The following is a 24,341-nucleotide window of genomic DNA, read 5'->3' as shown; positions in this document are numbered from 1 at the left end:
CGATGGACGCGTTCGATTTCGATACCCAAGCGGTCCGCGCCGGGACCGCGCGCAGTCAATTCAACGAACACAGTGAGGCGCTTTATTTGACCTCGAGCTTTGTGTTCGAGAGCGCCGCACAGGCCGCCGCGCGTTTTGCCGGTGAGGAGCCGGGCAACGTCTATGCGCGCTTCAGTAACCCCACGGTTACCGCGATGCAGCAACGGCTGGCCGCACTGGAAGGCGCCCAAGCGTGTGTGGCCACGGCTTCGGGCATGTCGGCCATCTTGTCGCTGGTCATGGCTACCATGCAGGCCGGCGATCATATCGTCGCCTCACGTGGGCTGTTCGGCGCCACCCAGCAGTTGTTCGGCAATATTTTGGCCAAGTTCGGCATCGACACCAGCTTCGTGCCGGCTACCGAACTGGCGGCCTATCGCGCCGCGGTGCGTCCGCGCACCAGGCTGATTTTCATCGAAACGCCGTCCAATCCGCTCACCGAGATCGTCGACATCGCCGCCGTGGCCGATGTCGCCCACGCGGCTGGCGCGCTGCTTGCGGTCGATAACTGCTTTTGCACGCCGGCGCTGCAGCGTCCGCTGGCGCTGGGGGCGGATGTAGTCGTGCATTCGGCGACCAAATATCTGGATGGTCAAGGACGTGTGCTGGGGGGGGCGGTGGCCGGACGTGCCGACGTGATGGACGAGGTCTTTAAGTTTTTACGCACCGCGGGACCATGCATATCGCCGTTCAACGCCTGGGTGATCCTGAAAGGGCTGGAGACTTTGCGCATCCGCATGGATGCGCAGTCAGCCGCAGCGCTGGAGTTGGCGCGCTGGCTGGAGGTCCAGCCCGGCGTGCGTCGTGTTCATTATCCGGGTCTGAGTTCGCATCCGCAGCATGAACTGGCAATGCGCCAGCAAAAGAGCGGGGGAGCGATTCTCAGCTTCGAGCTCGAAGGTGGGCGCGAGCGTGCTTGGCGGGTGGTGGACGCGACCCGGATGATTTCGATCACCGCCAATCTGGGTGACACCAAGACCACCATCACCCATCCCGCCTCAACCACCCACGGACGCATCAGCGCCGAGGCCCGGGAGGCGTCGGGTATTTCCGAGGGGCTTTTGCGGGTAGCGGTGGGGCTGGAGTCGATCGAGGATCTCAAGGCCGACCTGGCGCGCGGCCTTGCCGCATAAGGGAGATGCCCGCGGCGCCCTGGCATCGCGCTTTGCTGCGTGCTGCTTACGGAATCAGCTCATGGGTGCTGAAGCGCTCACCGTCGAAAGCGAGATAGGGTGCGCTGCCATGCCAGTCAGCCAGCACCCAGCGCCTGCAGAGGCGGTCATCGACCCGGTGTTCATGACATGCCGGCCGGTGGGTGTGACCGTGGATCAGCGTGGGATAGCCGTGTTTGCGCAGCAGCGCTTCGACGGCTGCGCGGTTGACGTCCATGATCGTCAGGTCTTTTTCCCGCTTGGCTTGTTCGCTGCGGATGCGCAGATGGTCGATAAACGCTTTGCGTTCGGCCAGCGGGCGGGAAAGGAAGCTTGCCTGCCAGCTTGGATCCCGAACCTGACGGCGGTAGGTCTGATAGGCTAGATCGTCGGTGCACAAGGCGTCGCCGTGGCTGAGCAGCAAATCGTGGTGGCCCAAACGCAGTAGGAAGGGGTCGGGTAATAGCCTCATGCCGGCATGTGCGGCGTAGTCGGCGCCGAGCAAAAAATCGCGGTTGCCCGGCATGAAATATATTGCACAGCCCGATTCGGCAAGACCGCGCAAAGCTTCGGCCATTGCCTGGTTGAGCGGGGCGTTGCCATCGTCGTCGCCCGCCCAATACTCGAACAGATCGCCCAGAATGTAGAGCGCCGGCACACCACGCGCCGGCCCTGCCAGGAAGGCGAGAAAGGCTGTGGTGGTATCCGGGCGCTCCTCGGCCAGATGCAGGTCGGAAATGAACAGCGCCCGCATCGGTCGGTTGGGCAGATCCTTTGCGGTGTTCAGACGATTTCCGCGCGTTCGATCACTACATCTTCCAGCGGAACGTCCTGATGAAAGCCCCTGGAGCCGGTTTTGACCGCGCGGATTTTATCCACCACGTCCATGCCTTCGCTGACACGGCCGAACACACAGTAACCCCAGCCCTGCAGGTCGGGGGCGCGGAAGTTCAGAAAGTCGTTGTCTGCGACATTGATAAAGAACTGGGCGGTGGCCGAATGTGGGGCCTGGGTGCGGGCCATGGCGATGGTGCCGCGCTCGTTTTTCAGGCCGTTGTCGGCTTCATTCTTGATCGGCTCACGGGTGGGCTTTTGGTTCATGCCCGGTTCGAAACCGCCGCCTTGAATCATGAAGCCGTCGATGACACGGTGAAAAATGGTGTTGTCGTAGTGGCCGGCCTGGACATAGGCGATGAAATTTTCCACCGTGACCGGGGCCTTTTCAGCGTCCAGCTCAAGGGTGATGGTGCCGAGATTGGTATGCAGTTTGACTGCCATGGAGCGCTCCTGATGGGCGTTGGGGGATAGGCGGATTTCAGTGTGGATCGAGCACGTAGGCGCGCTGGATGACGACCGGCTCCGCGGGTACGTTTTGATGGTAACCAAGGTTGCGTGTCGGCAGCTTACCGATCTTCTGGACGACATCGAAGCCTTCGGTGACCTTGCCGAAAACGGCATAGCCCCAGCCGTCGAAGGAAGGATAGTCGAGGTTGGCGTTATCCACCAAGTTGATGAAAAACTGGGCCGAGGCCGAATGCGGAGCCTGGGTGCGGGCCATGGCAATCGTGCCGGCAAGGTTTTTCAGGCCGTTTTTGGCTTCGTTCTCGATCGGCGGACGGGTCGGTTTCTGTGTCATCTGCGCATCAAAACCGCCACCCTGGATCATGAAGCCATCGATGACCCGATGAAACACGGTGCCGTTGTAATGGCCGCTGGATACGTAATCCAGAAAGTTGGCCACCGTCTTGGGCGCTTTGTCAGGATACAGTTCCACAACGATGCGTCCGTGGGAGGTGTCGAGTGCCACTTGCGGATTGGTTGCGAGCGCAAAGCCCATCCAGCCGAACAGGGCGAGCAAGGCAAACAGTTTTTTCATCGAGGCGGGACTCCTTGTAAGGGTTGGGGATAGCGCGGCAGCACGACACCGGGCCGGAAGTGTTCAGGCATCGCCTTCGTAGATGATCTTCCAGCGCCCGTCTTCCTTGGTCCAGTATTGACGTTTGCGCGTGGTGTCGGCATAGCCGTCGCTGCGGTAATCCTGCTCGAAAATCACTTCCACTACAGCGTCTTCGCCGGGTTGGCGCAACATGCTGAGCTTGCTGATTTGTACCTTCACCCATGCACGAGATTGTGCAAAGCGGCGTTTGCGCGCACTCCATTGGGCAAAATCATGGCTGTCGCTACGGAATTGGGCGGAGTAGTGGGACAGATAACGCTCCACGTCCAGGCTTTCCCAATCGCTGCGCCAAGCTTCGATGGCGGCGTTGAGACTGCGGCGTTCGGCCTGCCAGTCATCGAGCGACAGCCATTCGACCTCATTGCTGATGATCACCGGTGTCAGTCCCGGCTGTACAAAGTTACTGAGACTGGCAAAGTCCTGATTGGCCAGCACCACACAGCCTTCCGAGGCCAACGGCGGGCGGGCATAGGTGTCGCTTGGCGTGCCGTGCAGCCAGATGCCGTAACCGGTGCGGCCAAGGCGTTTGTCCCAAGGGTTGGGATAGTTGAGCGGGAATGCGCCGTTACCGTAAAGATCGGGCAGCTTTGCCGGATCGATGAAGGAGGTGACATGATAGACGCCAAGCGGGGTTTTGTTGTCGCCCTCAACCTGCTTCCCGGAGCCTGCCTTGCCTTGGCTGACATAGTAATCGGCAACGAAACGCGGTTTTCCACCCTCGTTGCGGTACACGTACAGACGTGACCGCTTGGTGTCGACCACCACCGCATGCTGCTGTTCCGGGCCCATCTGTAGTAGATAGCGCGGCACATAGTCCGTGGTATCGGGGCGCTCGCGGTAGGCGCGTAAACGGGCGATGGCTTCGTCGCGCAGTTCTTGCACCCGCTCGGGAAAGCGCTCGGCGTTACCGAAGGTCGACAGTGGCCGGGCACGGGCGAGTAAGAGATCGCCACGGATCAGGTGGGCCAAGCGGAAGTTTGGATAGACCTGGAGCAGCATCTCGGTGCGATCCAGGGCGGCATCCAGCCGGTTGGCTTCGATTTCGCTAAAAATTTGCTGCAGCGCAGCCTCCGGACCGGCGTCAGAGATGCGCCGGTCTTGCGGTGCGGCCAGGGCGGCAGTGCCGCACAGCGCCAACACCAGCGCACCGCGGCACAGCAGGCTGCCTGCGGTCGGTATCAGCCTCATCGAACGACCTTTTCTTGGGTGATTTGCCAGCGCTGGCCACGACGGACCAGTTCAAGCACCTTGTTGGTGCTGGCATTGAAGTTGAGCGAGCGATAGTGCTGCCGAAAGCGCACCTGGGCGCGATCGCCGTCGATTTCTACCTGCGGGTCCTCTACCGTGACACGGATCTCGCCCGGCTTGCTCACACGTTGGCGCCGTTCCTGCTCCCAAGCCGCGCGTGTGCGCCCATCGGGCACTTCAAAGGTTTTGTCGTAGACCGCCAAGTAAGCGGTCACATCCTTGGCGGACCACGCATCGGCCCAGGCGCGCACTGCGGCCAAGACTTCTTCGGTTGCCGTTGTCGATGGCGCAGCCGGCGCAGGCGGGGTAACGGCCGGAGTGCTTGGCGGTTCGGTCAAGGTCTGTGCCGGTGCCGGCTTTGCCAAAGGTTGTGGGCCCGCCGAGTCGGCGGTGGCACGGGGCGCCGGTTGCGCAGGCGCATTCACCGCCGGGGTCACCGCATTTGGACCGGGGCGGGGCGCAGCAGCGGGGGAGGAAGACTGGGAGGCGAGCGGCATCTGCTGTGCCACGACCAACGGCGCAGGCGCCGCCGGCCCCAGCGTACGGATCAAGGCTAACGGCGGCTGCGCAGCGGGCGGGCGTTTGGTCTCGCGTCCAGCGTCCAGTTGCAGCGCGCGTTCATAAGCTTCGTTGGCGAGGCGGGCGTAAAGATCGGCCAGGTTCGCATGCGCGGTAGCATAGCTCGGGTGTGTGCGGATCGCCTGTTCGAGGGCTTTGCGGGCGGCGTCATAGTCGCGCTGTTGCGCGTAGAGCACAGCCAGGTTGTTGTAGGGCTCCGGCTGGTTCGGGAAATCCTCGGTCAGCTTGCTGAACGCGGCAATGGCTTCGGCACGGCGGCCAAGTTCGGCCAGCGCCACAGCGCGCACAAAACGGGCTTCGGCATCGGTCGGGTGGCTGGCGATCCATTGTTCCGCAGCGGCAAGGGCGCGGTCGGGCTGACCGTTCTGTAAAAAGCCACGCGCGGCGTCGATGCCGTCCTGCGCATGCGCGATCGAAATGCTGGCAGTCAGCGCAATCACCCATGCTCCGAGCACGGCAGAGGGACGAGTTCTCATGTACTATAATGCGTTGATTTTCGGGCGGATGTCCCTGTGTTTAGCCGGCGATTCTACCAACAAGGCCGGATATCCCACAATCGAGCTGCAAAGGCGTGATGAGTGGGTGTCAGCGGGTCCTTCATGGGCCCGTTTTTTTGCCGTTTTCGTTTGGCTGCCGGTGTGCGCTCGCGGTATGGCCGCAGCCGGCCGGGGCGGATTTTTCGGATAATGTCATGCTCACGATTTACAACTCACTGACGCGCAAAAAGGAAGTTTTTACCCCGATCGAACCCGGCAAAGTCCGCATGTATGTATGTGGAATGACCGTGTACGACTACTGCCATCTTGGACATGCGCGGGTGATGGTGGTGTTCGACATGGTGGCGCGCTGGCTGCGAGCCAGTGGCTACCAAGTCACCTATGTGCGCAACATCACCGATATCGACGACAAGATCATCCGTCGGGCTGGGGAGAACGGCGAATCCATCCGTGCGCTGACCGATCGCTTCATTGCCGCTATGCACGAGGACGCCGATGCGCTCGGCGTGCTGCGTCCGGACCATGAACCGCGTGCCACTGAATATGTGGCGCAGATGCAGCGGATCATCGACAAGCTGCAAAAGAACGGCCTGGCCTATGTCGCGGCCAACCGCGACGTATGCTATTCGGTACGTAAGTTCCGCGGTTACGGCAAGCTCTCGGGCAAATCGCTGGATGAACTGCGCGCCGGCGAGCGGGTGGAGGTGGATGCGGGCAAGCAGGATCCGCTCGATTTCGTGCTGTGGAAACGCGCGCGCGAAGATGAGCCGGCCGAGGTCAAATGGGAATCGCCCTGGGGCTGCGGCCGGCCGGGTTGGCATATCGAGTGCTCGGCAATGAGCTCGGAGTTGCTGGGCGAGCATTTCGACATTCACGGCGGTGGGCAGGATTTGCAGTTCCCACACCATGAGAACGAAATCGCCCAGTCGGAGGGAGCGCACGGTCACACGTTTGTGAACTACTGGATGCACAACGGTTTCGTGCGGGTCGACGATGAGAAGATGTCCAAATCGCTGGGCAACTTTTTCACCATCCGCGATGTGCTCAAGCGCTATGACGCCGAGGTGGTGCGCTTTTTCATTCTGCGCGCCCACTACCGCAGCCCACTCAACTATTCGGATGCGCACCTGGAGGACGCGCGGCACGCGCTGACCCGCCTCTATACTGCGCTGAAAAACGTCGCGCCGGCCGTTACCGTGGCCACTGTGGACTGGACCGAGCCGCACGCACAGCGTTTTCAGGCGGCCATGAACGATGATTTCAACACTGCCGAGGCGGTGGCGGTGCTGTTCGATTTGGCCAGCGAGGTCAACCGCAGCGCTTCGTCCGAGCTGGCTGTACAACTCAAGGCGTTGGCTGGCGTGCTAGGGTTACTGACCCGCGATCCGGTGGCTTTTTTGCAGGGCGGAACAGCCGCGGCCGATCTGGCGGCGGACCAGATCGAGGCGCTGATTGCCGAGCGCGCAGCCGCCAAGAAGGCCAAAAATTACCCGCTAGCCGACCGCATTCGTGCGGAGTTGCTCGCGCGTGGGATCGTGTTGGAAGACAGCGTGCAAGGCACCGTTTGGCGCCGTGCCTGAACCCGCTTTGCGCGGCGCCAGTGTAATGACGACTGCCGCCGCCTGGGTGCGCGCATCGGTTCAGCGGGTGAAATGCCCGCGGCTGATGACGCTCAAATCGACATAATCGAGCGCCACATGGCGCCGAGGCGAGAACTGCAGGCGCAAGTCCCCGGCATCCCAATCGTTCATGCCGTGCAGGGCCTCGACGAGTTTTTCGCGGGTGAGATCGCGGCCTGCGCGGCGCAAAGCCTCTACAAAAGTTTTGGCCGCGAGATAGCCTTCCAGCGCAGTGTAGGAATATGGCTGGCTGGCTTTTTCGGCGAGCCGCCGGTATTCGCGTACGACCGCATGCTCCAAACGGAACGGTGATGGCACCACTTGGGCGATCACCAACCCGTGTGCATCTTGGCCCAATTCGCGGACCAACTGCTGGCTGCTGATCACCGATAGACCATACAACATCGGACGGGCCTCGGTAGCCAACACGGCACGCAGCAAAGCGATGGAGCTGTTGCCGGCGGTCACCATGATCAGCGCAGCCGGATTGGCGGTCGCTACCCGCCGGGCGGCTTCGGCGGCATCGGCGCCGTTCGAGGCGATCGGGGCGATGACTGCCGGGCGCAGGTTGTAACGGGCAAGGGTTTTTTGCGCGGCATCCAGGCCAGCCTGCCCGAAGGGGTCGGCATGATGCACCACGCCGATCGACTGCACGCCGAGCGTGACCAGGTGATCGACCATGGCTTCGATCTCCTGCCCGTAAGAGGCGCGCAGATGGAAGACATAAGGGTCCAGCGGTTCGCGCAGCATATCGGCGCCGGTGTAGGGCGCAAAGAACGGCACCCGGGCGCGCGAGGCCAGCGGAATCATCTTGGCGCTGGGGCCGGTTCCGAAGCAGCCGAACAAGGCGAACACCCCGTCGTCCTCGATCAGCTTGCGAACGTTTTCCGCGGCTTTTTCTGGTTTGTATTCATCGTCTACGGTGAGCAGCGCGATACGCCGCCCATGGACGCCGCCACGGCCGTTCAGGTCGTCGAAATAAAGCGTGGCGCCGGACAGGTATTCACGGTTCAGTTCTGCCAGCGGACCGCTCAGAGCGCCGGAATGGCCGAGCAGTACGGTGTCGGCGGTGACCCCCCGCTCGGCCAGGGCTGGCTGATGCATGGCGGCAAACGGCAGTAACGCGGCAAGGACAAGGGTGCGCAGAAGGCTCATGCATGCTCCGTATCTGAGGTTCGGCAAGTGGCGGAACCACGACACCGCATGGCGTCGAAGCGTTTGGGTTGCGCGGGTGACGGCGTTTTGGTTGTGTGCTTTGCGCCGCGTTGTCTGTGGGTCTCCACCTAGCCGCCGAGTATAACCAAGATCGCAAGCCGCCGTGTGTCTTGGTTATGCCGTCAAGATGGGCCGGCAGCATCGCTTGGTCTCCGCCGGCCCGGATGAATCGGCGCAATGGCCGAGCGTGTCAGGCGCCGAAGAAATCCCGCACCTTGTCCATCCAGGACTTGGCCTTGGGGTTGTGCCGATCCACGTTGGACTTGGACAGCTCCTCGAATTCGCGCAAAAGATCGCGCTGGCGTTCGGTGAGATCCACCGGTGTTTCCACCACGACATGGCAGAGCAAATCGCCGGGTGCGTGAGAGCGCACATTCTTGATGCCCTTGCCGCGCAGGCGGAAGACCTTGCCGGTTTGGGTTTCGGGCGGGATCTTTAGTCGCGCGATGCCGTCCAACGTGGGAATTTCGATTTCGCCGCCGAGTGCTGCGGTGGTGAAGCTGATCGGCATTTCGCAATGCAGGTCGTCGTGATCGCGCTCGAACACCGGGTGTTTGCGAATGTGGATCTCCACATACAGATCGCCCGGGGGGCCGCCGTTGACGCCCGGCTCGCCATGGCCGGCATGACGTAAGCGCATGCCTTCGTCGATGCCGGCAGGGATCTTCACTTCCAGGGTTTTATGGCGTTTGACCCGCCCGGTACCGTGGCAGGTCGGGCAGGGGTCGGGAATGATATGCCCGCTGCCGTGGCATTTCGGGCAGGTTTGCTGGATCGAGAAGAAACCCTGTTGAATGCGCACCTGACCGGCCCCGCCGCAGGTGGGGCAGACTTTGGGCTGCGTGCCGGGTCGGGCACCGCTGCCGTGGCAGGTGTCGCACGCCTCCACGGTAGGGATGCGGATGGTCTTGTCGGCGCCGCGCGCGGCTTCTTCCAATGAAATTTCCAGGTTGTAGCGCAGATCGGCGCCCCGATAGACGTTGGAGCGTCCGCCGCCGCGGCCGCCACCGAAGATCTCCCCGAAGATGTCGGAGAAGGCATCGGAGAAACCGTCGAAGCCTTGTGCGGCACCCGGCCCCGCACCCATCGAGGGGTCGACGCCGGCATGGCCGTAGCGGTCGTAAGCGCCCCTTTTCTGCGCGTCGGACAGAATCTCGTAGGCTTCCTTGGCCTCTTTGAATTTTTCCTCGGCGTCTTTGTTGCCCGGATTGCGATCCGGGTGATATTTCATGGCCAGCTTGCGGTAGGCCTTTTTGATTTCGTCGTCGCTCGCGTCGCGGTTGACGCCGAGAACGTCGTAGTAGTCGCGTTTCGACATGGTTCCTCGCTCAGGCACTGATTCATGCAAAGGCCGAACCCGCACCGGAGGTGCGCTCCGGCGGGGGTTCGGCCGTGGGGTTGCCGCCCGGCGGGCGCTTATTTGTTGTCTTTCACCTCGGTGAATTCCGCGTCGACCACGTCGGCGTCGGCAGCCTTGCCGCCACCGGCCGACTGGGCGCTGCCCGCGCCCGATTGCGAACCGGCTTCAGCCTGGGACTGGGCGTACATCTTTTCGCCCAATTTCTGGCTGGCCTGTGCCAGCGCTTCGCTCTTGGCGTCGATGGTAGCCTTGTCGTTGCTCTTGAGCGCCTCTTCGGCTGCCTTGATGGCCGACTCGATGGCCGATTTTTCGCTGTCGTCGAGTTTGCTGCCGTGTTCGGCCAAGGCCTTCTTCACCGAGTGGATCAGCGCGTCGCATTGGTTGCGGGCGTCGGCCAGCTCGTGCGCTTTACGGTCTTCTTCGGCGTGGGCGGCCGCGTCTTGCACCATGCGCTCGATTTCCTCCTCGGTCAGCCCGGAGTTGGCCTTGATGGTGATCTTGTTTTCCTTGCCGGTGGCCTTGTCGCGGGCCGATACATGCAGGATGCCGTTTGCATCGATGTCGAAGGTGACCTCGATTTGCGGCATGCCGCGCGGCGCCGGCGGGATGTCGGTGAGGTTGAATTGCCCCAGGCTCTTGTTGCCTGCGGCCATCTCGCGTTCGCCTTGCAGCACATGGATGGTCACGGCCGACTGGTTGTCCTCGGCAGTGGAGAAGACCTGGCTGGCCTTGGTCGGGATGGTGGTGTTTTTCTTGATCAGCTTGGTCATCACGCCGCCCAGGGTCTCGATACCCAAAGACAGCGGGGTGACGTCGAGCAGCAGCACGTCCTTGACCTCGCCTTGCAGCACGCCACCTTGGATGGCAGCGCCGACGGCGACCGCTTCATCCGGGTTGACGTCGCGTCGCGGTTCCTTGCCAAAGAACTCCTTGACCTTCTCCTGAACCTTGGGCATGCGGGTCTGACCGCCAACCAAGATCACGTCGTCAATGTCGGACACTTTCAGGCCGGCATCTTTGAGCGCCACGCGGCACGGCTCGATGGTACGCTCGATCAGATCTTCGACCAGCGATTCGAACTTGGCGCGGGTGATCTTGATGGCCAGATGCTTCGGTCCGGTGGCGTCTGCCGTGATGTAAGGCAGGTTCACCTCGGTTTGGCTGGAGGACGACAACTCGATTTTGGCCTTTTCTGCAGCTTCCTTCAGGCGTTGCAGTGCCAGCACATCGTTTTTCAGATCGACGCCTTGCTCTTTTTTGAACTCGGTGACGATGTAATCGATGATGCGCTGGTCAAAGTCTTCACCGCCCAGGAAGGTGTCGCCGTTGGTAGCCAGCACTTCGAACTGATGTTCGCCGTCGATGTCGGCGATTTCGATGATCGAGATGTCGAAGGTGCCGCCACCCAGGTCATACACCGCAATCTTGGAGTCGCCCGGCTTTTTGTCCAGACCAAAAGCCAGTGCGGCCGCAGTCGGCTCGTTGATGATGCGCTTGACTTCCAGGCCGGCGATACGGCCGGCGTCTTTGGTGGCCTGGCGCTGGCTGTCGTTGAAATAGGCCGGAACGGTGATGACCGCCTCGGTGACTTCTTCACCCAGGTAGTCCTCGGCGGTTTTTTTCATTTTACGCAGCACTTCGGCGGAAACCTGTGGCGGGGCGATCTTTTTACCGCGTACTTCGACCCAGGCGTCGCCGTTGTCGGCCTTGCAAATGGTGTAAGGCATCAGGTCGATGTCTTTTTGCACTTCTTTTTCTTCGAAGCGACGGCCGATCAGACGCTTGATCGCGAACAGGGTGTTCTTGGCGTTGGTGACTGCCTGACGCTTGGCCGGTGCGCCCACCAGGATTTCACCATCGTCGGCATAGGCCACGATGGACGGCGTGGTGCGCGCGCCTTCGGAGTTTTCGATGACCTTGGGCTTGCCGCCTTCCATGACTGCCACGCAGCTATTGGTGGTGCCCAGGTCGATACCGATGATTTTGCCCATGTTTGCTTTCCTCTTGGTTTCTGAATGTCTATTGGCCACGTTGCCGGCCGGGTTGTTCCGAATATGGGGCGGATGCGCAGGCTTTCAAGCCTGCCGCCCCGGATGGTCATTGGTCTTTGCTCTTGGCAACCATGACCAGTGCCGGGCGGATCACACGTTCATGCAGCAGATAGCCTTTTTGCAGCACGTTGAGCACGGTGTTGGGCTCGGCGTCCGCTTCCAGGGTGCCAATGGCCTGGTGTTTGTTGGGGTCGAATTTCTGACCGAGAGGATTTTCTTCGGTCAGATTTGCGCCTTCAAAGGCCGAAATCAGTTGTTTGAGCGTCAGTTCGACGCCTTCGCGCAGTTTTTCCAGAGTCTGATTTTCGGTCGCCAGTGCGGCTTCCAGGCTGTCTTTGACCGGCAGCATCGCAGCGGCGAACTTTTCGGCAGCGAATTTGCTGGCTTTGGCGATGTCTTCCTGCGCACGTCTGCGCACGTTCTCGGTCTCGGCCTTGGCGCGCAGCCAGGCGTCATAGTGCTCGGCCGCTTTCAACTCGGCTTGGCGCAGGCTTTCTTCCAGGCTGGGCATGGTGTCGACCGGATGGTCGGCCTGCCCTGGTTGCGCGTCGGCGTCTTGGGGCGCCGATTCCGGTGCGATGTCTTCGGTTTTGGGGTTCTCGATGGCCTCGGTGCTTTGTGTCGCCTTGTTCTGATCCTGCATGGGTGCGGACTCCGGTTACTCGCAATGGACGGCAAGCTTGGGGCGGGTGGCGGCTTTTCAAGAGGGGCGGATAATTTTTTGTGACCCGGGGCGGATGGTGCGTAGGGCAGGGGGCTGTGCCAGAATCGTATATCGGGCTTTGATCCGCTTGGGCATGTGTTCATGAGCGAAATTCCTCAGAAGATCGGTAAGTATCGTATCGTCCGCGAAATCGGTCGCGGCGCGACCGCGGTCGTCTATCTGGCGGAAAACCCCCACTATCCCGAACCGGTGGCGATCAAACATGTGCGCTTTGCCGACCGTGCAAAGGACGAGGCCAAGTGGAACCGCCGCTTGATCAAGTTGCTCAAGGCCGAAAAGGCGGTCGCTTCCCGTTTGGATCACCCGAACATCATCCGGATTTTCGATGCCGTGATCGAGCCGGACCAGGCTTATGTAGTCATGGAGTATTTTCCGGGCGAGTCCCTGGAACGCTTCTGTTCCTTCGAGCGCCTGTTGCCGGTACACAGAGTGATCGGCATTGTATTCAAGTGCTGCATGGCGCTCGACTACGCCTACCGTCACGGCATCGTGCATCGCGATATCAAGCCGGCCAATATCCTGGTCGACGACAAGGACAACGTGAAGATCACCGACTTCGGCCTGGCGCTCAATGTCGATAAAAAGGTCGAATCCGATTCCACGTTCATCATGGGGGTCGGTTCGCCGGCTTACATGAGTCCGGAGCAGATCAAAAACTACCCGCTCAACCAAAAAACCGACCTGTATTCGCTCGGGGTGGTGTTGTTTCATTTATTGACCGGGCGGCTGCCGTTTCGCGCAAATAATCCGGCGCAACTGATCTACAAGATCATCAATGCCGACCCGCCTGCGGTGTCGCAATTGAACCCGGATGTGCCTGAGCAGATGGATGCGGTGATCCGCAAAGCGCTGGAGAAGGATCTGTATTCGCGCTACAAAAACGGCGCCGAGTTCGCCAAGGATCTCTCCGCGGTGCGCTACAAGATCGTCGATGACAGCTATGTGCCGCCGGACACCAGCCGCTTTTCGGTGCTGCGCAAGCTGGGTTTTTTTACCGAGTTCGACGACATCGAGGTCTGGGAGGTACTGCGTATCAGCACCTGGCGCAAGGCTGATGCATTGACCACGCTAATGCGTGAAGGCGATACCGACCAGCGTTTCGGACTGTTGCTCGAAGGTGAAGTCGAGCTGTCGGTCAATGATCGGGCGCTGATGAGGCTGGGGGTCGGCGAGGTGTTCGGCGAGAGCGCATGGCTTGATCCGCGTCACCATCGGCAGCGATTGAGCGCGGTGAGCACCAAGCCTTGCACCTATCTGGAGATCAACCCCGCGGCGCTTGCCCTGGCCACCGACGAGGTGCGCGAAAAGTTCCGCGCGCAACTGTCCTCAGTGCTCATCGAGCGCCTTGCGGCCCTGGCCAAACGCGTAGCGGAGACCGCCGAATCCGCCACCCAGGGCCATTACACCGCCACCGGCGGCCTGGACTTGCAGCTGGTCGACGACTGAAGTGCCGCCTCCCGATCGGCGCTGCGGCCGGCTGCGGCGGCTAGACGCTCAAGTCGATCTGGCTGAGCGTGCCGGCGCTGCCATCTTCGCGCAAATAGATGCCGGTGCTGCGCATCATGCCAAGCGTGTCTTGGGCGCCACCGCGCAGATCGAATGGCGTGGTGACACGCCCCAAGTAAAGCGCGCCCACACCGGCTGTAGTCAATGTGTGCACCTGGCCATTGCCTTCGGCGGCCGGCTGCCAGACGCGTAACCGACCAAAGGCGGGGTCATTTTCGTCGATCCAGCCATTGCCGTCGCTATCCAGCGCGGCAAGCTCGGCAAAACCGTCGCCGGTCTGGGGGCCGAAAAGTTCGCTGCCATCATCGATCCGCCCGTTGTCGTTGCGGTCAAAGGCAAGAAAACCGCGGCCGCCGGCGGGCAAGGGTACTTCATCCGTCTTACCGTCTGCGTCCAGATCGAAGCTAAAGCGCAGATCCGACAGCGCGCCGGCCGGTCCGCCGAAATCGAACACTAGCGGGTCCTTGAGCCGGGCATCGCCGGCACGAAAGCTGACGGTTTGCGTTTCCGCGTAGCGACGCTCCATTTCGAAAGACACCGTAAAGGCGAGCTCACGGCCGTCGGCGGTGCGTACCGTGCCGCTGGCTTGGAACATTAGCTGCTCGCGTTCGGTGTAGCTTGCGCTGTAGTCATACTCGATACCAAATCCCGCCCGCGCCGGGCCGTTGGCGGTGGCCATCGGGTGCTCGTTCGAGCTGGCGGCGTCCGCCTGCACGCGCGCACGCTCGCGGTTGAATTCCGCCACGTCGAACAGGCGGATCGGACGGCCGGTGAAGTATTCGATCATGCGCACCAGCAGTTGCAACTGCGGATCGTGTTGGTCGGCCTCGTCGGCGTTTTGGGTCGCCTCCGCAGCCTGCGCGGCGAGCGCTTGGGCCGAAAGCTGCACGCGGACTGTTGCCGGGCTCGATTCGGCGCGCGCACCGGCTGGGCGTTCGCCCACCCAGGCGGTCAGGCGCTCGGAAGATTCAAAGCGCATGCTCGAAGAATGTTCCGCCTGCATCTGCAGACTTGCCGCTGCGATCTTCATGGCCGTCTCCGGGATAAAGCTGCCCGCAAGCTTTAACGGCCAATGAGTGGAAAACTTGAGGCGCCGATGATGGGGTGCCGATCCATTGCGGGGCTACTTCGGCGCGGTCGGCCGCCAACGGGGGCGCCGATCACCGCGCGCGCGGCCGTTCAGCGTTGTGCGCCCAGCTCGACGGCGCGCTGCCGGGTGCGCGCCAGCGCCTGCGCATCGGGTTGCGACAGTTCCAGCCAGTTGCCCAGGTGTGCGCGGACGATCCGGCTCAGTGCCTCGATCCAGGCGTCGTTTTCATTCAGGCAGGGGATGTATTCGAACTGCTGGCCGCCGGCGGCGATGTAGGCGGTGCGGCACTCCATGGCGATTTCTTCCAGTGTTTCCAAGCAGTCGGCCACAAAACCGGGGCACATGACGTCTACCCGCCGCAGCCCCGATGCGGCCAGGGCCTCGAGCATGGGCTGGGTGTAGGGCTTGAGCCATTCAGCCTTGCCAAAGCGCGACTGGAAGGTGACCAGCACACGCTCGGCCGGCAATCCGAGCGCCTCGCCAAGCAGCCGGGCGGTTTTGTGACACTCGCAATGGTAAGGGTCGCCCAGATCCAGCGCGCGCCGCGGCACGCCGTGAAAGCTCATTACCAGCTTGTCGCCCCGGCCGCAGCGTGCCCAGTGGTCGCGCACACTTTGCGCCAACGCCGCAATGTAGCCCGGGTCGTCATGAAAGCTGCGTACAAAGCGGATTTCCGGCAGGTTGCGCCAACCGAGCATACAGCGCGCGACTTCGTCCATGACGCTGGCAGTGGTGCTGGCCGCGTACTGCGGGTACATCGGCACCACCAGGATGCGGGTGCAGTGGGCCTCGCGCAGGCGCTGCAAGGTTTGCGAAATGGATGGGTCGCCATAGCGCATTGCCCAGGCCACCTGGATGTCCGACACACCGGCGTGGCCGAGGTAGCCGGCCAGCAATTTGGCCTGCTTTTCGGTATGCACTTTCAGCGGCGAACCTTCGGGCAGCCATATGCTGGCATATTTTTCGGCGGATTTCTTGGGTCGGGTGTTGAGGATGATGCCGTGGAGGATGGGCCACCACAGCACGCGCGGAATTTCCACCACGCGCGGGTCGGAAAGAAACTGCTTCAAATAGGGGCGTAGCGCCGCCGCGGTTGGCGCGGCCGGGGTGCCAAGGTTGACCAGCAGTACCGCGGTGCGTGCGGGCGTGCCGTGGGCGTAGGGCGGTTCGGGCCGGTAGCGGGCCATGGGAATCCTGGGAAAAAGGTCAGTCGCGGGATGACAAGGCGTTTGAGAGCAGGCGGGCGGTGATGTCGACGATGGGAATCACACGATCGTAGGCCATGCGCGTGGGACCGATGACGCCGACCGAACCGACCACCTGACCGTCGACTTCATAAGGCGCGGTGATCACGCTACAGCCGTCGAGCGGCGCCAGTCCGGATTCGCCACCGATGAAAATCTGCACGCCCTCGGCGCGGTTCGAGAGTTCAAGTAGTTGCAGCAGGCCGGTGCGCTGTTCGAACAACTTGAACAGTTCGCGCAGTCGCGCCATGTTGGACGACAGCTCTTCGACATCGAGCAAATTCGTCTCGCCCGAGATCACGTAGCTGGCAGCGGTCTCGGCGGTGGCCTCGCTGCCGGCTTCGACCGCTGCGGCCATCAGTTCGCTCATGTCATTGCTCAATTGCTTCAATTCGTCGTGCACCCGGGTGCGGATTTCATCGAAGGCAAGGCCCGCGTAATGTTCGTTGAGATAGTTTGCCGCGCTGGTCAGCTCGCTGGCGCTGTAGGGCCGGCGGGTGAGCAGGAGGCGGTTTTGCACATCGCCCGAAGTGGTGACGATGATCAGCAGAATCCGGGTATCGGACAGGCGGATGAATTCGATCTGGCGGATCCGCACCGCTTCACGTCGGGGCGCTACCACGACACCGGCAAATCGGGTCAGTTCGGATAACAGCTGAGAGGCCGAATTGATCAGCCGCTGCGGCTGATCCGGCTGCAACTGGCCGCGCAAAGCATCGATACGCGATGCGTCCAAAGGTTGCACGGTCAGCAGCGAGTCGACGAAAAAGCGATAGCCGCGCGCGGTGGGGATACGGCCGGCTGAAGTGTGCGGACTGGTGATGAAGCCCATCTCCTCCAGGTCGCTCATGACGTTGCGCACCGTGGCCGGCGACAGCTCCAGACCGGAATAGCGCGACAGCGTCCGCGAGCCCACAGGTTGGCCCTCGGCGATGTAACGTTCGATCAGCGTCTTGAGAAGAATTTGCGAACGGGCATCGAGCGTATTCATGGTGTGGGCGAATATAGCGCGGATTGGGTCTCGGTGCAGCGCGCTGCCGGGCATGGGGTGGATATGGTTTAATCGCGCCTCATGAGTCAGCGCTTTCACACCGTCGCCCTGATCGGCAAGTACCAGAGTCCGGACGTGGCCGAGGCCGTCTCGCGTCTGGCCGAATTCCTCCGCGGACGCGGGTTGCGGGTGCTCATCGAGCAGGGCACTGCGAGTTCGATCGGCATGGGCGGGGGCGAGTTTCCGCCGGCCGCCTACGATGAGATCGGTGCCCGTGCCGATCTGGCCGTGGTGCTCGGCGGCGATGGCACCATGCTCAATACCGCGCGCCGGTTGGCTGAGCACGGGGTCCCGCTGGTGGGCATCAACCAGGGGCGATTGGGTTTTCTGACCGATATCGCCCGCGAGGACGCAAGCGAGCGTATCGGTGAGATTCTCGACGGACGCTATATATCGGAATGCCGTTTCATGCTCGACGCAGAGATTCTGCGGGGCGGCCAACGCATCTTCCACACCCTGGCGCTCAACGACGTGGTGATCAACAAAGGCGATCTCGGGCGCATGATCGAATTCGACGTGACGATAGACGGCGAGTTTGTCTATACCCAGCGCTCGGATGGAATGATCGTCAGCACGCCCACCGGCTCCACGGCTTATGCGCTGTCTGCCAACGGTCCCATTCTGCATCCGAGCGTCGGCGGCATTGCCATCGTGCCGCTGTGCCCGCATGCGCTGACCGCCCGTCCGGTGACCTTGCCGGATAGCTGCCGCATCGACATCGATCTTTTACCGCCGCACGATGCCAGGGTGCATTTCGACGGCCAGGCACGCTTCGATGCGCGTGCCGGCGACTGCCTGCGGGTGACCCGCTCGGCCTTGCAGGTGCGCCTGTTGCATCCTGAAAGTTACAGCTACTTCGCCATGTTGCGCGAGAAACTGCACTGGAGTGCGGTCCCGCGCCATACCTGACATCCGTCCCTGCCATGTTGCGCCGCCTGACCATCCGCGACTTCGTCATCGTTGACCGTCTGGAACTCGATTTCCAGCCCGGTTTTGGCGCCCTCACCGGTGAGACCGGGGCTGGTAAGTCCATTCTGCTGGACGCGCTGGGGCTGGCGCTGGGCGACCGCGCCGAGGCCACTGCAATCCGCGCCGGGCGCGAGCGCGCGGAAGTGAGCGCCGAGTTCGATCTGCCGCCCGATGGTCCGCTGACCGGTTGGCTGGCCGAACAGGCGTTGGAAGCCGACGACGGCGTGGTGATTTTGCGCCGCGTGGTCGAGGCGAGCGGGCGTTCGCGGGCCTGGGTGAACGGCTCGGCGGTCACGCTGGCGCAATTGCGTGAAGCTGGCCAATGGCTGTGCGACATCCATGGTCAGCATGCCCATCATGCCTTGCTGCGCGCCGATACGCAGCGCGCTTTGCTCGATGCCCATGCCGGCGCCGGCCAGCTCGCCGCCGAAGTGGCCGCGCGCTACCGCGACTGGCGGCAGGCGGTGGCGCGGCGCGAGCGTGCCGAACAAGACCGTGCCGCCACCGAGCGAGAAACCGAGTTGCTGACTTGGCAAGTGCGCGAGCTCGAGGAACTGGCCTTCGATGCCGATCAATGGCATGCACTCGATCAGGAGCATGCGCGTCTTGCCCATGCTGTGGGACTGATGTCAGGCGCCGACGAGCTGCTTGCTGCATTGGGCGAAGGTGAGCTGGCCGCAGCCCCTGTGTTGGCTCGTCTAGCCAATCGGGTCGGTGAAATGGCCGGCATCGATCCTGCGCTCGAACAGGTGCGTAGTCTGCTGGCCGATGCCGCCATTCAGGCGGACGAAGCCCTGCATGCGCTGCGCCGTTATCGCGATCGGCTGGACCTCGACCCTGAGCGGCTGGCTGTGATAGAGGATCGTATCGCTGCGGTCACCGATCTTGCGCGCAAGCATCGTGTCGCCCCCGAAGCCTTACCCGATCTGCTCGCCGACTGGCGTCGCCGCTTGGACGCTTTGAGCGCGAGCGCCGACCCGGATCGTCTGGCCGAACAGGAAGCGGCCGCGCGCCACGCTTACGAGGTCGCGGCCGGGCAACTGAGTGCGCTGCGCCGTCCGGCCGCCGCGGCGCTTTCGGCGCAAGTGAGCGAGGCCATGCAAACCTTGGCAATGGCCGGCGGATGCTTCGAGGTGGCGCTCTTGCCGCTGCCGGAAGGTTCTGCGCAGGGCAACGAAGCTGTGGAGTTCCGGGTGGCGGCCAACCCCAGCCAGCCGCTGCGCCCGCTGGCCAAGGTGGCCTCCGGCGGCGAGCTGTCGCGCATTGGCTTGGCCATCCAGGTGATGACCAGCCGCGATGCAGCCACGCCTACGTTGATTTTCGACGAAGTCGACGTCGGCATCGGCGGTGGGGTAGCAGAGATCGTCGGTAAACTCTTGCATCGGCTCGGGCGCGAACGCCAAGTGCTGTGCGTGACCCATTTGCCGCAGGTAGCCGCTTGTGCCGATTGGCAGTGGTCCATCGCCAAGGCCGAACAGGGTGGCGAAGTGCTCAGCCGTGTCACGGTGCTCGATCGGGCGGCAAGAGTAGAGGAAATCGCCCGTATGCTCGGCGGGTTGAACATCACCGAGACCACCCGCCGCCATGCCGCCGAAATGCTTGGTCAGGCGTGAGCCGGGCGTGGCCTGAAAAGGCTCGCCCAAGCGATCATCGACGGCTTGTCAGGCGTTATTGCCGTTGCGGTGAGGGCAGTTTTCCTTGATGCACTCGGCGTACAAGTAGAGCGCGTGGTCTTTCATCTTGAAGCCACGCTCGGCGGCCACCGCGTTTTGCCGACGCTCGATCTCCGGGTCGAAAAATTCCTCGACTTTGCCGCACTGCAGGCAGACCAAGTGGTCGTGGTGCCCGCCTTCGTGGAGCTCGAAAACTGCCTTGCCCGATTCAAAGTAATGCCGCTCCAACAGACCGGCCTGTTCGAACTGGGTCAGTACGCGATAGACGGTGGCCAGACCGATGTCCATGCCTTCGGTCATCAGCAGGCGATAGACGTCTTCAGCGGTCAGATGGCGCTGTTCCGAGGTTTGAAACAAATCGAGAATCTTCAGGCGCGGATAAGTCGCCTTGAGACCTATGCTTTTGAGGCTTTGTGAGTTGTCGGTCATGATCGCCTGTCGGGGCAGTGGCGTGGAAGGCACAGCCGTGCTGCACGCACCGCCGTGGCCGAGCCCGCCTATGATATATTTTTTGCCCTGACCTGAGAATGTTGCGCCGATCGGCGTGCCAACCAAGACTCCACCCATGCGCTTTTTGCACATTACGGCACTGATTGCCGCACTCGGCCCGCTGGCCGCTTGTTCGTTCGGCACCCTCACCGACCACCTCAACCCGTATCGCATCGATGTTCGTCAGGGCAATTACGTGGATCAGGAGATGGTCGCGCAGTTGCGTCGCGGCATGACCCGTGAGCAGGTACGCTTCGTGTTGGGTACGCCCTTGGTCGTGGATATCTTCCGCAATGATCGTTGGGATTACGTCTATCTCTTCACCAAAGGTCACGGCCAGCCGGAAAAGCGCATCATCTCGGTGTTTTTCAAAGACGACGTGCTCGATCGGGTCGCGGGCGACGTTCAGCCCGGCGATCCGCAGGCGGCGCTGCAGACGCAGCGTGGCGAACGCAGCCGGGTCATTGAAATCGAGGCGCCGGCCAAGGATTGAGAATCGCGCAGCAGGCGCCGATAGCCAGGATCGAAAATGAGTCAATTACGTGTTGCCATTGCCGGTGCGTCCGGCCGCATGGGACGGACGCTGATCGAAGCGGTGCTCAAGGATGGCGAGATCGCGCTCGCTGCGGCCTTCGACCGTCCGGGTACCCCTTTCATTGGCCGCGATGCCGGTGAAATGGTGGGTGTGGCCAGCGGGGTGGCCATAGGAGACGATGCGCGCGAGGCGATTGCCGCCAGCGACTGCCTGATCGACTTCACCCGCCCCGAGGGCACGCTGGCCCATCTGGCGCTCGCCCGTGAGCTGGGCAAGGCCATGGTGATTGGCACCACCGGTTTCGATGCGGCGGGCAAGCAAGCCATTGCCGAGGCTGCGCGCGACATTCCGTTGGTATTCGCGCCCAATATGGCAGTGGGCGTCAATGCGGTGTTCAAGTTGCTCGAAACCGCTGCGCGCATTCTCAAAGAGGGTTTCGATGTCGAAGTGATCGAGGCGCATCACCGCTTCAAGGTCGATGCGCCCTCGGGTACTGCGCTGCGCATGGGCGAGGTGGTGGCGCGTGAGCTGGGCCGCGATCTGGAAAAATGCGCCATCTATGGCCGCGAAGGGGTGACGGGCGAACGCAAGGCTGAGACCATCGGTTTTTCCACGATCCGCGGTGGCGATGTGGTGGGTGATCACACGGTGCTGTTTGCCGGCATCGGCGAGCGTGTGGAAATCACCCACAAAGCGGGCAGTCGCATGCCTTATGCGCTTGGCTCGCTGCGCGCGGCGCGTTTTCTGGCCGGGCGCAAAGCGGGGCTGTTCGACATGCAGGACGTACTGGGCCTGCGTTGAATCATGCGCACGGCGCCGGAGCTGCCCGACGATCCGGCGCAGGCGCGTGCGTGCTTTGCTGCCGTCAGTGCGGAGCGGGACCGGGCGCTGGCCGAGCTGGCCAGGCTTCGTGCACGTCTCGATCTGGCGTTGCAGCATGTGGGCGGCGGCCTATGGGATTGGCGTCTGGACAGCAACGAAATCGATGTCGACGCGCGCGCGCTGGTCTTGCTCGGTGCAGCCCAGGGGGCGCTTGGCCGGCGCGCCGAAGCCTTGTTGCCGAGCATCCACCCGGAAGATCTTGGCGCAGTGCAAGCTTTGTTGAGAAGCCACTTGCGCGGCGAGCTCGACCGTTTCGAGTGCGAGTTCCGGCTGCGTACTCGGGCGGGCCGCTGGCAGTGGATCGAAGTCCGAGGGCGTGCGGAAGATCGCGGTGCCGATGGGCGCTGGCGGCGCTTGTTTGGCGTGTGGCGCGATGTCACCGATGCCAAGCGCAAGGCGCTTGAATTGCTGCAGGCCAAGGAGGCGGCCGAGGCGGCCAGCCGGGCCAAGGGCGATTTTCTGGCCAACATGAGCCATGAGATTCGCACGCCGATGAACGGTATTCTCGGCATGACCGAATTGCTGCTCGATTCCGGGTTGGATGCCGAGCAGCGCAACTATCTGCAGACCATCAAGTCCTCGGCGGAGGCGTTGCTGACCATCATCGATGACGTGCTCGATTTTTCCAAGATCGAGGCCGGCAAGCTCAGCCTGGAGTGCATCGATTTTTCTGCGGCCGAGGTGGTGGGCGAGGCGATCAAATCACTGGCGCTGCGTGCGCACCAGAAGGGCCTGGAGATCTATTACCACCTTGCTGCCGACGTGCCCGCGGTGCTGCGCGGCGACCCTGGGCGCATTCGGCAGGTGTTGCTCAACTTGGTGGGCAACGCAATCAAATTTACCTCCGCAGGTGAGATCGAGGTGGTAGTGACGCTTGCCCGGCGTGAGCGTACGCGGGCAGAGCTGTGTGTGGCAGTACGCGACACCGGCATCGGTATTCCGGAAGGTCAGCGGGAAGCCATTTTCGGCGCGTTCACCCAGGCCGATACATCTACGACGCGCAAATACGGCGGTACCGGACTGGGGTTGGCGATCTGCCGGCGCCTGGTCGATCTGATGGGCGGGCGTCTGACGCTCAGCAGCAAAGAGGGCTGCGGGAGTACCTTCAGCTTTACCGCCCAGTTGGATGTGATGGCCGAAGCGCCAAGGCTGCAAGCGCGTGGGTTGGCCGGTCGGCGGGTGCTGGTGGGCACGCGCTGTGCGGCGTTTGCTGCCCATTTGGCCAAACAGTTGGGTGGCTTTGGGTTGCGGGCCGAGGCGTTTGGCGACGGTCGAGCGCTGGTCGACGCGCTGGCTGCGGCCCATCGCAATGACGATCCGGTCGATTTTCTGTTGATGGATGCGGCCATGCCCGAGCCTGGCGGATTTGCCCTGGCCGCCCGTTTTCGGCAATCGACGCCCTGGCTGTCGCGCATCGTCATGCTGCTCGACAGCCACTCGCTGCGCGAGGATTTGGCGCGTTGCCGGGAACTGGGTCTGAGCTCACGGCTGGCCAAGCCTTTTGGCATCGATGAGTTGCTCGATGCGCTCAGCATGGCCTGCAACGGCGCGGGTGAGGAAGCGGACGAGGACGGCTTTTTGCGCTTCGATCCGCATGCCGGCGGGGCGGTACCTGCGCATCAGACCGATGGTCGGCGGTCGCTTGCGGTGTTGTTGGTCGAGGACAATCCGGTCAATCAAACCGTGGCCAGCCGGCTGCTCGAGCGTGCCGGGCACCGGGTCAGCGTCGTGAATAACGGCCAGGAAGCGGTCGATATACTCGAAAACCACCGCTTCGACGTGGTGCTGATGGATGTTCAGATGCCGGTGATGGGCGGTATCGAGGCCACCCAGATCATCCGTGCGCGGGAGGCGCGGCGCAGTTGGGCGATGTCTGGGCGCTGGCAGCCGGTACCCATCATCGCCATGACCGCGCATGCCATGGAAAGCGACCGCAGGCGCTGCTTGGAAGCGGGCATGGATGACTACCTGACCAAACCGATCCAATCCGCGGCATTGCTGAGCGCGATCGAGCGCGTGTGCAACGGGTATGACCAGATGGCCGTGGCGCTGGACGGGGCGGCAGATTTGACGCTGCTGGATGCGGCCGATTCGTCTGCATCGCCCGATGCGGTGTCCGATCTGGCGCATACTCGGCGCTTGCTAGATGGCGATGATGCGGCGCTTGCGCAGTTGCTGCAGCTATTCTTTCGCGATCTGCAGCCCAACCTTACCGCTTTGCACAACGCTAGGCAGGAGGGCGACCGGCGCCGGCTCTACGAGCTGGCCCACACGCTCAAAGGATCGGTGGGGATTTTCGGCGCCGCCCGTGCCGAGCGCGCCGCGCGGCAGTTGGAAGACATCGCCCGCAACGGCGAAGACAGCGCCTGTGCCGAGGCGGTCTCAGCGTTGATCCGCGAGATGCAATGGTTGGCCAACGATCTGCGCCCGCATCTGCGTGAGCTTTGAGTAGCCGGCCGCCG

At 62.5% G+C, this 24,341-nt stretch carries 21 protein-coding genes; 8 read left to right on the top strand and 13 right to left on the bottom strand.

Annotated elements, in window-relative coordinates; genetic code table 11:
* Positions 1-2 precede the first annotated feature (2 nt).
* Positions 3-1,172, top strand: a complete 1,170-nt coding sequence (locus tag DIE29_RS10170; protein WP_102041204.1) for an O-succinylhomoserine sulfhydrylase — start codon at positions 3-5, stop codon at positions 1,170-1,172.
* A 46-nt stretch (positions 1,173-1,218) separates the two neighbouring features.
* Here the strand turns inward: DIE29_RS10170 and DIE29_RS10165 are convergent, their stop codons facing one another.
* From DIE29_RS10165 to DIE29_RS10145, 5 genes are all read right to left on the bottom strand, one after another.
* Positions 1,219-1,944, bottom strand: coding sequence for a UDP-2,3-diacylglucosamine diphosphatase (locus DIE29_RS10165; protein ID WP_114649826.1), 726 nt, complete (start codon positions 1,942-1,944; stop codon positions 1,219-1,221).
* Between the two features lie 29 nt (positions 1,945-1,973).
* A complete protein-coding gene (locus tag DIE29_RS10160; RefSeq protein ID WP_102041206.1) occupies positions 1,974-2,468 on the bottom strand; it encodes a peptidylprolyl isomerase in 495 nt (164 codons plus the stop codon).
* Positions 2,469-2,505: 37 nt separating this feature from the next.
* Entirely contained in the window at positions 2,506-3,066 is a 561-nt protein-coding gene (locus DIE29_RS10155; RefSeq protein ID WP_102041207.1) for a peptidylprolyl isomerase, read from the bottom strand.
* A 63-nt stretch (positions 3,067-3,129) separates the two neighbouring features.
* The gene (locus DIE29_RS10150; RefSeq protein WP_102041208.1) at positions 3,130-4,335 is read right to left on the bottom strand and encodes a L,D-transpeptidase family protein; all 1,206 of its coding nucleotides are present in this window, start codon (positions 4,333-4,335) and stop codon (positions 3,130-3,132) included.
* On the bottom strand, positions 4,332-5,450 hold the full coding sequence (locus DIE29_RS10145) for a nuclear transport factor 2 family protein (RefSeq protein WP_102041209.1): 1,119 nt from the start codon (positions 5,448-5,450) through the stop codon (positions 4,332-4,334). Before DIE29_RS10145 ends, DIE29_RS10150 begins: the two co-directional genes overlap by 4 nt.
* Before the next feature lie 215 nt (positions 5,451-5,665).
* Between DIE29_RS10145 and cysS the strand changes: the two genes are divergently transcribed.
* Positions 5,666-7,051: a cysteine--tRNA ligase gene (cysS, locus tag DIE29_RS10140; protein ID WP_114649825.1), complete on the top strand. Its 1,386-nt coding sequence runs from the start codon at positions 5,666-5,668 to the stop codon at positions 7,049-7,051.
* Between the two features lie 60 nt (positions 7,052-7,111).
* Here cysS and DIE29_RS10135 read toward each other — a convergent pair whose 3' ends face one another.
* The 4 genes from DIE29_RS10135 to grpE form a co-directional block, all read right to left on the bottom strand.
* A complete protein-coding gene (locus DIE29_RS10135) occupies positions 7,112-8,245 on the bottom strand; it encodes an ABC transporter substrate-binding protein (protein WP_114649824.1) in 1,134 nt (377 codons plus the stop codon).
* A gap of 250 nt (positions 8,246-8,495) precedes the next feature.
* Positions 8,496-9,623 (bottom strand): molecular chaperone DnaJ, encoded by a 1,128-nt coding sequence (gene dnaJ, locus DIE29_RS10130; protein ID WP_114649823.1) that lies wholly within the window; start codon positions 9,621-9,623, stop codon positions 8,496-8,498.
* Between the two features lie 98 nt (positions 9,624-9,721).
* Positions 9,722-11,656 carry a molecular chaperone DnaK gene (gene dnaK / locus DIE29_RS10125; protein WP_102041213.1) on the bottom strand — a complete coding sequence of 645 codons (1,935 nt, stop codon included), beginning with the start codon at positions 11,654-11,656 and terminating at the stop codon, positions 9,722-9,724.
* A gap of 106 nt (positions 11,657-11,762) precedes the next feature.
* Positions 11,763-12,359, bottom strand: a complete 597-nt coding sequence (gene grpE, locus DIE29_RS10120; RefSeq protein ID WP_114649822.1) for a nucleotide exchange factor GrpE — start codon at positions 12,357-12,359, stop codon at positions 11,763-11,765.
* Between the two features lie 162 nt (positions 12,360-12,521).
* Here grpE and DIE29_RS10115 point away from each other — a divergent pair, with 162 nt between their 5' ends.
* Positions 12,522-13,886, top strand: coding sequence for a serine/threonine-protein kinase (locus DIE29_RS10115; RefSeq protein WP_114649821.1), 1,365 nt, complete (start codon positions 12,522-12,524; stop codon positions 13,884-13,886).
* A 40-nt stretch (positions 13,887-13,926) separates the two neighbouring features.
* Here DIE29_RS10115 and DIE29_RS10110 read toward each other — a convergent pair whose 3' ends face one another.
* The 3 genes from DIE29_RS10110 to hrcA form a co-directional block, all read right to left on the bottom strand.
* Positions 13,927-14,976 carry an NHL repeat-containing protein gene (locus DIE29_RS10110; RefSeq protein WP_114649820.1) on the bottom strand — a complete coding sequence of 350 codons (1,050 nt, stop codon included), beginning with the start codon at positions 14,974-14,976 and terminating at the stop codon, positions 13,927-13,929.
* Between the two features lie 149 nt (positions 14,977-15,125).
* Positions 15,126-16,223 (bottom strand): ferrochelatase, encoded by a 1,098-nt coding sequence (hemH, locus tag DIE29_RS10105; RefSeq protein ID WP_114649819.1) that lies wholly within the window; start codon positions 16,221-16,223, stop codon positions 15,126-15,128.
* 19 nt (positions 16,224-16,242) lie between these two features.
* A complete protein-coding gene (gene hrcA, locus DIE29_RS10100; RefSeq protein ID WP_114649818.1) occupies positions 16,243-17,271 on the bottom strand; it encodes a heat-inducible transcriptional repressor HrcA in 1,029 nt (342 codons plus the stop codon).
* Positions 17,272-17,352: 81 nt separating this feature from the next.
* Between hrcA and DIE29_RS10095 the strand changes: the two genes are divergently transcribed.
* Positions 17,353-18,240: an NAD kinase gene (locus DIE29_RS10095; protein WP_108079775.1), complete on the top strand. Its 888-nt coding sequence runs from the start codon at positions 17,353-17,355 to the stop codon at positions 18,238-18,240.
* A gap of 14 nt (positions 18,241-18,254) precedes the next feature.
* Complete coding sequence (gene recN, locus DIE29_RS10090; RefSeq protein WP_114649817.1) at positions 18,255-19,913, top strand: DNA repair protein RecN; 1,659 nt, start codon at positions 18,255-18,257, stop codon at positions 19,911-19,913.
* A 48-nt stretch (positions 19,914-19,961) separates the two neighbouring features.
* On the opposite strand, the gene fur is transcribed toward recN, so the two are convergent.
* Positions 19,962-20,402, bottom strand: a complete 441-nt coding sequence (fur, locus tag DIE29_RS10085) for a ferric iron uptake transcriptional regulator (RefSeq protein ID WP_108079777.1) — start codon at positions 20,400-20,402, stop codon at positions 19,962-19,964.
* 136 nt (positions 20,403-20,538) lie between these two features.
* Between fur and DIE29_RS10080 the strand changes: the two genes are divergently transcribed.
* The 3 genes from DIE29_RS10080 to DIE29_RS10070 are packed head-to-tail and all read left to right on the top strand — an operon-like array spanning position 20,539 to position 24,327.
* Positions 20,539-20,955, top strand: coding sequence for an outer membrane protein assembly factor BamE (locus DIE29_RS10080; RefSeq protein ID WP_102041222.1), 417 nt, complete (start codon positions 20,539-20,541; stop codon positions 20,953-20,955).
* 36 nt (positions 20,956-20,991) lie between these two features.
* Positions 20,992-21,798, top strand: coding sequence for a 4-hydroxy-tetrahydrodipicolinate reductase (gene dapB, locus DIE29_RS10075; RefSeq protein ID WP_114649816.1), 807 nt, complete (start codon positions 20,992-20,994; stop codon positions 21,796-21,798).
* A gap of 3 nt (positions 21,799-21,801) precedes the next feature.
* Positions 21,802-24,327, top strand: a complete 2,526-nt coding sequence (locus DIE29_RS10070; RefSeq protein ID WP_114649815.1) for a hybrid sensor histidine kinase/response regulator — start codon at positions 21,802-21,804, stop codon at positions 24,325-24,327.
* Positions 24,328-24,341: the final 14 nt, after the last annotated feature.

Origin of the sequence: Pseudothauera hydrothermalis (assembly GCF_003345255.1) — a bacterium.
Classification (GTDB): domain Bacteria; phylum Pseudomonadota; class Gammaproteobacteria; order Burkholderiales; family Rhodocyclaceae; genus Pseudothauera; species Pseudothauera hydrothermalis.
The sequence above is the reverse complement of the archived record's forward strand: the minus strand, read 5'-3'. Positions and strand labels throughout refer to the sequence as shown.